Source organism: Halomonas lysinitropha (assembly GCF_902500215.1).
Classification (GTDB): Bacteria; Pseudomonadota; Gammaproteobacteria; order Pseudomonadales; family Halomonadaceae; genus Halomonas; species Halomonas lysinitropha.
In genome coordinates this window covers 209,207-216,315 of sequence record NZ_CABVOU010000014.1, presented here as the reverse complement: position 1 = coordinate 216,315, position 7,109 = coordinate 209,207, and the positions used below count along the sequence as shown (strand labels likewise).

At 60.8% G+C, this 7,109-nt stretch carries 8 protein-coding genes; all 8 read right to left on the bottom strand.

Translation table 11 applies throughout. The features are described 5' to 3' along the window. Positions 1-135 precede the first annotated feature (135 nt). Entirely contained in the window at positions 136-654 is a 519-nt protein-coding gene (locus HALO32_RS01085) for a DUF4823 domain-containing protein (protein ID WP_151441926.1), read from the bottom strand. A gap of 669 nt (positions 655-1,323) precedes the next feature. Next, positions 1,324-1,503, bottom strand: a complete 180-nt coding sequence (locus tag HALO32_RS01075) for a hypothetical protein (protein ID WP_192576405.1) — start codon at positions 1,501-1,503, stop codon at positions 1,324-1,326. A 93-nt stretch (positions 1,504-1,596) separates the two neighbouring features. Further along, on the bottom strand, positions 1,597-2,856 hold the full coding sequence (locus tag HALO32_RS01070) for a beta-ketoacyl-ACP synthase (RefSeq protein WP_151441925.1): 1,260 nt from the start codon (positions 2,854-2,856) through the stop codon (positions 1,597-1,599). After that, the gene (gene fabG / locus HALO32_RS01065) at positions 2,856-3,581 is read right to left on the bottom strand and encodes a 3-oxoacyl-ACP reductase FabG (RefSeq protein ID WP_151441924.1); all 726 of its coding nucleotides are present in this window, start codon (positions 3,579-3,581) and stop codon (positions 2,856-2,858) included. The genes HALO32_RS01070 and fabG overlap by 1 nt, the downstream gene beginning before the upstream one ends. Further along, positions 3,578-4,066, bottom strand: a complete 489-nt coding sequence (locus HALO32_RS01060; protein WP_151441923.1) for an ApeP family dehydratase — start codon at positions 4,064-4,066, stop codon at positions 3,578-3,580. Before HALO32_RS01060 ends, fabG begins: the two co-directional genes overlap by 4 nt. Continuing rightward, positions 4,063-5,253 (bottom strand): beta-ketoacyl-ACP synthase, encoded by a 1,191-nt coding sequence (locus HALO32_RS01055; protein WP_151441922.1) that lies wholly within the window; start codon positions 5,251-5,253, stop codon positions 4,063-4,065. Before HALO32_RS01055 ends, HALO32_RS01060 begins: the two co-directional genes overlap by 4 nt. Next, complete coding sequence (locus HALO32_RS01050; RefSeq protein WP_151441921.1) at positions 5,238-5,807, bottom strand: DUF3261 domain-containing protein; 570 nt, start codon at positions 5,805-5,807, stop codon at positions 5,238-5,240. Before HALO32_RS01050 ends, HALO32_RS01055 begins: the two co-directional genes overlap by 16 nt. Beyond that, entirely contained in the window at positions 5,804-7,096 is a 1,293-nt protein-coding gene (locus tag HALO32_RS01045; RefSeq protein WP_151441920.1) for an NAD(P)/FAD-dependent oxidoreductase, read from the bottom strand. Before HALO32_RS01045 ends, HALO32_RS01050 begins: the two co-directional genes overlap by 4 nt. Positions 7,097-7,109 lie beyond the last annotated feature (13 nt).

Below are 7,109 nucleotides of genomic sequence, written 5' to 3'. Positions count from 1 at the left end.
AGGGTGGTATAACCCGCATCGTCGCCACTCCGGCATCGGCCACCAATCACCACTCAACTACGAGAGGAGATTCTTTGGAGAACCGGTTTCTTATAAGCCACTACCTCTCCACTGAAACGGGATAACTCCATGTTGTCACTTGCTGTAAAGAGATCTGACATACGCGTTAATCGGCTCTGATAGAAGGTCTTGTGGATGGTCACCGCCAAGCGTGGCCCACTTGCTCTTTCCTGATATCGTAGTTGATGCGATCTCAGAGGTCACTTGGCTGCCGTAAACTGTAATTTTCACCTCGATACGGTCTGGTTTTCCTGACCACTCCGTGGCGCGATCTTCCCAATGTAGGATGTCAGGAATGACATGATAATCGTACGTAGCGGAATGCGCTTGAATCATGCAGTTTATGTCTTGGCACTCGGGAATAATGTCAGTTGTATTGACTACCTTCGAGAATGCTGAGCGGACGGCGGATGCCGTCATTCTGCCAGAGGATTGATACTCTTGTGACCCATAAAAACCGTTGGCAGGCATTGCTATAGAAACTGAGCCGTTTCTATCCAGCTTTGCATCAGGTTTTTTTATAGATTCTTGGTGGTAACTTGCTGCACATCCGGAGAGAAGGAAGAGAAATGTAACAGGAAAAATGAGCTTCATTGGGTTGTCCTTCCGGTTTTTGGGTATAATTTATATTGAGATTTTAGTTGGTTTCAGTCGCCATGAAACCATGGGGGCGAGGTTTTTGACAATGGAATATTAGGTTGTGAATTAATCTTGATATCCTCGGAATAGGTGCAAATGGACAGTGTCCAGACACTGTCATGCCATTGCCAGGCGTGGCTCCCTTCATCGGTAAGAAGACGAGAGAGTCGAGTCTCGAGTACACTGCCCGGCTGTCTTCCCGAGAGGCTGTCGAGTTTGAAAAGAGCTTCGTGCAATGTCCAGGCGCTATAGAAGATCTTCAATGGATCTGCCGACTGGAGGATAGCGTGCCGGACGTTTCTCTCCGGTAATAGATCAACGAGGTCAGATAGCTTATCGGCATGCCTCGTACGGGCGTGTTCGAGGTCGATACCGACCGGTACCGTGGCCAGTCCCGCCGCGACCAAGCCACGACTATGGCTCAGGCATGGGATCCAGGGTGAGGGCAGGGATGAGTGCCGAACCGCTCCTTGTCCTCTGGGCGACCAGTCGGCTTGGGCGCATTCGAAGCCGAGACGTGACGCGAGCTGAGATAATGCCTCGCGTCCTAGTTGAGACAAACATGCCCCACTGCTACCGGCAGGGGCCCTCGCGAGAAGAAGCTCTAGGTGAGCCATTATCTGCTCAACGCAGTGTTCCGACGTCGCAGCGCAGGGCGACACCGGCCATCAGCATGCCGGCATAGCACTCGTACTCGTCGCGGGAGACCATGGGTTTGCGCTTGTAGGAACTCTCGATGTGGATCACGGCATTGCCGCCCTCTGCCCTGACGCGCTCCCGCAAGCTGAGGAGTGCCGAGAGCATGACCCAACGTTTTTCATGGTTCGGTTCCTTCTTCGGTTGCTATGAGAAACCCGGCCGCAGGCTGCCGAACCGGACGTTGCAGACAAGATGGCCTCAGGTCCATTGACGGAAGATCAACGAGGTGTTGATCCCACCGAAGGCGAAGTTGTTGCTCATCACGTATTCGCAATCGATAGGTCGCATCTCGCCGCGGAGGTAGTCGAGCTCGGCGCAGGCAGGGTCGGGGCAGTAAAGATTGGCGGTTGCATGGAATCGCTTCTCACGCATCATCTCGATGGACACCCAGGCTTCCAGGGCGCCGCAAGCGCCCAGGGTGTGCCCAGTGAAGCTCTTGAAGGCACTGATCGGCATGTGCTTGCCGAATACCGCATGGGTGGCATGGCTCTCGGCGATATCGCCGCGATCGGTGGCCGTGCCATGGGCACTGACATAGCCGATCTGCTGAGGAGCCAGTCCGGCGTCGGCCAGCGCCAGGCGGATCGCCTGTTCCATCGTTTCGGCATCGGGCTGGGTGACATGGCGACCGTCGCTGTTGGTGCCGAAGCCGACCAGCTCAGCATGGATAGTCGCCCCACGGGCCTGGGCCTGCTCGAGCTCCTCCAGGATCAACGTGCCCGCACCCTCACCGATCACCAGCCCATCACGTTCGACATCGAAGGGGCGCGGTGACGTGTGCGGGGCGTCATTGCGGGTGCTGGTAGCGAACAGGGTATCGAAGACCGCGGCTTCGGAGGCCGAGAGCTCTTCGCAGCCGCCGGCGATCATCGCCTTCTGGCGACCGAAACGTATGGCTTCGAAGGCGTAGCCGATGCCTTGGCTACCCGAGGTGCAGGCGCTCGAGGTGGTATGGATACGTCCCCGTATGCCGAAGAAGACACCGATGTTGACCGGTGCCGTATGGGCCATCATGCGGATATAAGAATTGGCGTTAAGCCCGTCGGTAGACTTGTTGATCAGCATGTTGCCGAAATCAGCCACGGCATCGGGCTCCCCGGCCGAGGAGCCATAGGCGATGCCCAGGTCTCCGCTGGAGAGGAGTGGCGAATCGAGCAGCCCGGCATCCTCGAGGGCCAGCTCGCTGGCGCGTGTGGCCATCTGTGCTCCCCTCCCCATGCTGCGCAACACACGCCGGTGATAGTGCGATGGCAGAACGAAATCTTCGACGGGAGCGCCGAGACGGGTATTGAGCCCCTCGTAGATTGACCAGGCTTCGATAAGCTGGACGCCATTCTCTAGACGTTCGAGCCGTGAACGAATGCTGGGCCAGTCGTTTCCGATGGGTGAGAACCCCGCCATGCCGGTGACCACTACCCGCCGGCCGAGGCCGTCGTTACGAACACTCTTGCTCGACATCAGCACATCCCTCCGTTCACGGAAATAACCTGGCGGGTGATGTAGCTAGCATCGTCTGAGCACAGGAAACTTACAGTGGCAGCGACCTCTTCGCTGCTACCGGTGCGACGCATGGGAATCATCCGTAGGGCTTCCTCGGTGACCAGGTCATCGGTCATGTCGGTGTCGATAAGGCCCGGTGCCACGCAATTAACGGTGATTCGGCGCTTGGCCAGCTCAACAGCCAGGGCCTTGACCGCCCCGATCAGGCCGGCCTTGGCGGCACTGTAGTTGACCTGTCCCCGGTTTCCCATCAACCCCGAAACCGAGGACATCACCACTATGCGGCCCGGTTCACGGCGACGAACCATCGGCATGACCAGGGGCTTCAATACGTTGTAGAAGCCGTCCAGGTTCGTGTGAATGACGCTGTCCCAGTCTTCGTCGGACAGCGCAGGGAAGGCGCCGTCGGCCGTGATCCCCGCATTGCAGACTACGCCATAGTAGACCCCATGCTCTTCGATATCGGCCTCGATGGCCTGGCGGGCGGCCTGGCGGTCGGCGACGTCGAAACAGAGTACCCGTGCCGAACGCCCCATGGCTGTTATCTGCTCGGCAACGGCATCGGCGGCCTCGCGTCGGTGCCGACAGTGCAAGATGATATCGAAGCCGTCACGGGCCAGGCGCAGGGCGATAGCGCGACCGATGCCGCGGCTCGAGCCGGTGATCAGGATACTGGGGGTCATGGGCTCTCCCCTCGTTGGATGGCTTCCAATGCTTCCAGCGACTCGGGCTGGAAGACGTTGAGCGTGGTAGTGGCAAGTGATTGCCCGTGACTTCCTCGCAACTCACCGCAAAAGGCGCCGAGTCCGTTCTCGGCGAGAAAATCGAGAGAGACGTCAACCCGTACCGGTAGATCGAACGCGAACCATGGGGCCTCGCATCGGTAATGACGGGCGCCAAGCAAAAAACCGATGCGTGGCTCCTCGCCCTGGCCCACCGCCTGTACTCCAGCCCAGGCTGCGACGGCCTGGGCGAGCCACTCGAGGCCGACCCAGCCGGGAACCCCCTTGGCACCGGCGAACAGGTCATCAGGGCGCGGGGTGACCTCGGCGAGAAGGTGCTCGTCGCCGACCTCGAGCAATGTATCAAGCAGGCACATGCCGTGGCGGTGTGGCAAGAAGGGCGCGATATCGCAGGGTGGCGAGGGGGCCCTCAGGGGGTTGGTCATGAGCGGCGCTCCATCAGCAAGGCGACGTTATTGCCCCCGAAGGCAAAGGCGTTGCTCAGGGTGTGGGTGGCATCGCATGGCGTGGTGGTGGCGTAGGTCAGCGTTGGTAGTTCGGGATCGGTCTGGCCATCGTGAACCTGCGGGGGCAGACGGCCGGCATCCAGGGTCAACCAACAGAAAGCCGCTTCCAGGGCCCCGCAGGCCCCCAGGGTATGGCCGGTAAGGGCCTTGGTCGAGCTGCAGGGCAGGCGGTCTCCGAAGATGTGCGAGACGGCCAGGGCCTCCATGCTGTCGTTTTGGCGGGTCGCGGTGCCGTGTAGGTTGAGATAATCGATGGTGCTGGATGGGCATCGAGCCATGTCCAGAGCGGCCTGCATGGCGTCTGCGGCTCCCTGACCATCTGGCCGAGGGGCGGAAATATGGTAGGCGTCGCTGGTTTCGCCATAACCGGCGAGCTGAATACCGCCGGGCTCGGTGGTGACAAGAAAGAGGGCGGCGGCTTCGCCCAGGTTGATACCCGAGCGATTGACCGAAAATGGCTGGCAAGGCGAGTCGCTCAAGGCTTCGAGCGAGGCGAAGCCGTTGACAGTCAGGCTGCAGAGGCTGTCGGCACCACCACTGATGACTGCATCACAGGCGCCGGTCGCAAGTAACCGCTTGGCACTGATTAGGGCGCGGGCGCTCGACGTGCAGGCCGTGGACAACGTATACGCAGGCCCTTCAAGTCCCAGCCGTTCGGCAACGAATCGTGCCGGCGAGCCGATTTCGTGACGCTGGTAGTGAAACGACTCGGGCCAGCTACCGTGCTGCTGGCGGGCGCTCAGCGCGACTTCGGTCTCGCCGATTCCCGAGGTGCTGGTGCCCAGAACGACCCCGATGCGCGCATGGGGCCGACGCTCGCGAAAGGCATCGAGCGTCGGCAACAACCGCTCCAATGCCGCCGCCAGCAGTTGGTTGTTGCGCGAACGATGCTCGGCTGGCCAGGAACGGGTGCTCGGCAATGTCGTGGTCACGCGGCCCAAAGGCAACAGTCTCCCGGGGGTGAAAGTGTCGGCTCGCACCAGGGCCCGTTGGCCGCGGAACAGGGAATCGGCGATGGTGGCCAGGTCGTCTCCCAACGGGCAGACCAGTGCCGGTGGGGAAAGTCGACAGGGCAGTGTCTGCAAAGGTGTCAGTCGGTCGGGCATGCAGATTCGGTCCGGTTGGAGTCATCGCCAAGGGTCGCGACACGCAAGCGATAGCCGCTCTCGATGTCGTCGATGATGCGGCAGTCGCTGCTGCCCGTGATGCGTGCCATCATGCGGTCGCGATACTGGATGATGCGCCCATTGACATTCTCCCGGAGTGTCCAGCCGCTATCCCGGAATGCCTGCTCCAGGGCTGGTGCAGGCCACAGGCTCCACGCCAGGCGGTTGGCAAGCCACTTGGCCGTAAAAGGCGGTTCGAACTGGGCGCCAGGGAGGAAGCGAGGCCCCTGGACATCAACTACTAGGGTCAACAGCCGTTGACCCTGGGGGCTTAGCAGAGCCAGCTGCAATTCGCTTTGATCGTGGCGCAATACACCGAGCAGCTCATGGCGTTCGTCTTGGTTGATGAATGTCAGGTGTTGGGTCCGGGCATCGGTCGCGGGCAGGTCCGACAGCTCCGGCAAGGGTGCATGGACAGTTCGCGTGGCACAACCGGACAACAGTACCAGCCAGACAGCCAGGACACAGTGGATGACAATGCGCACTAAGGTCATAGATTGCGCTCAGCGAAAGTGGCGACGTTGTCAGGCTCGTCGGCACAGGCCTCGGCAAGGCTGTCGAGTCGACGGCGACTGGCGGTCACGAAGGGGTTGGCCGTGTCCCATGCATAGCCGGCCAGTATCGAGCTGATCATTGATCGGATACGTGGCGTCTGCCGTTCATTGAAGATGATGCGAGGGAGACGCCCATCGTACCAGGCATCGACGAACTCGCGGAAGGTGGCGATGCCGCGGCGCAGTGGCTGCTCGAACTCCGTGTCCCAGTCGACACCTTCACCGTTTAGCTGGCGTTCGATCAGCGGGGCTGCGCGTAATGCCGAGTCCAGGGCAATGGTGACCCCCGAGGAGAATACTGGATCGAGAAACTCACCTGCGTTACCCAGCAGTGCGAAGCCAGGGCCGTGAAGACGTTCGACGTCGGCGGAATACCCTTCCATACGTCCGGTATCGCGAACGGCCTCGGCCTTGGCTAGGAGTTCGGCGAGCCGCGGTTCAGCATGGATGAAATGCCAGAGCCGCTCGGAATCGTTGTTGCCGACGGCTTCGAGGACAGCTCGGTTTCCGACCACGCCGACCGAGGCCCGTCCGTCACGGAAAGGGATGAGCCAGTACCAGATGTCCGAGAGGTCAGGATGGATGCCGATCAGGATCTTCTCACGGTCATGTCGAGAGCAGTCGATGCGATCCTCGACATGAGTGAACAGGGCACAGCGCGGTTCCAGGCTGGAGGGCCGAGCGAGCCCGGCAAGCCTGGCCAGGACGCGACCGTAGCCGCTGGCATCGAGTACGAATCGGGCCTCGAGGGTGCTGCGTTCGCCCCGGGCGTCGGTTATCGTCAATCGAGGTCGTTCGACATCGGCGACGAAGGCGTCGACGGTGCTGCCAAATTCTACTTCGGCGCCTGAGTGTCGTGCCCCCTCGATCAGGCGCTGATCGAAATCGGCACGCTCGACCTGCCAGGTGGTACCGGGGCCGGGAGTGAACTTGTCGCGGAAATCGATGGCCGTGTCCCGCCCTCGCCAGGTAAAGGCAGCACCGTTCTTGACCTGGAAATTACCGCTCCGGGCGGCCTCGAGAAGCCCACAAGCCTCGAGATGTACCATGCACTGGGGCAGCAGGCTCTCGCCGATGGAAAAGCGGGGGAAATGGCTTCGCTCGATGACCCTTACGGCCATGCCACGTCGCGCTAGCCAGGCCGCAGCCGCGGCACCGGAAGGTCCGGCACCGATGATGGCGACGTCCGTGACGGTCTCTCCTTGCGGCACTGCCTGCCGTACTTCCATGAGATCGGTTCTC

Excerpts from the sequence above, each read along its gene's own strand:
- HALO32_RS01085 (WP_151441926.1), bottom strand. The coding sequence starts at position 654 with ATGAAGCTCATTTTTCCTGTTACATTTCTCTTCCTTCTCTCCGGATGT.
- fabG (WP_151441924.1), bottom strand. The coding sequence starts at position 3,581 with ATGACCCCCAGTATCCTGATCACCGGCTCGAGCCGCGGCATCGGTCGC.
- HALO32_RS01045 (WP_151441920.1), bottom strand. The coding sequence starts at position 7,096 with ATGGAAGTACGGCAGGCAGTGCCGCAAGGAGAGACCGTCACGGACGTC.
- HALO32_RS01070 (WP_151441925.1), bottom strand. The coding sequence starts at position 2,856 with ATGTCGAGCAAGAGTGTTCGTAACGACGGCCTCGGCCGGCGGGTAGTG.
- HALO32_RS01050 (WP_151441921.1), bottom strand. The coding sequence starts at position 5,807 with ATGACCTTAGTGCGCATTGTCATCCACTGTGTCCTGGCTGTCTGGCTG.
- HALO32_RS01060 (WP_151441923.1), bottom strand. The coding sequence starts at position 4,066 with ATGACCAACCCCCTGAGGGCCCCCTCGCCACCCTGCGATATCGCGCCC.
- HALO32_RS01075 (WP_192576405.1), bottom strand. The coding sequence starts at position 1,503 with ATGCTCTCGGCACTCCTCAGCTTGCGGGAGCGCGTCAGGGCAGAGGGC.
- HALO32_RS01055 (WP_151441922.1), bottom strand. The coding sequence starts at position 5,253 with ATGCCCGACCGACTGACACCTTTGCAGACACTGCCCTGTCGACTTTCC.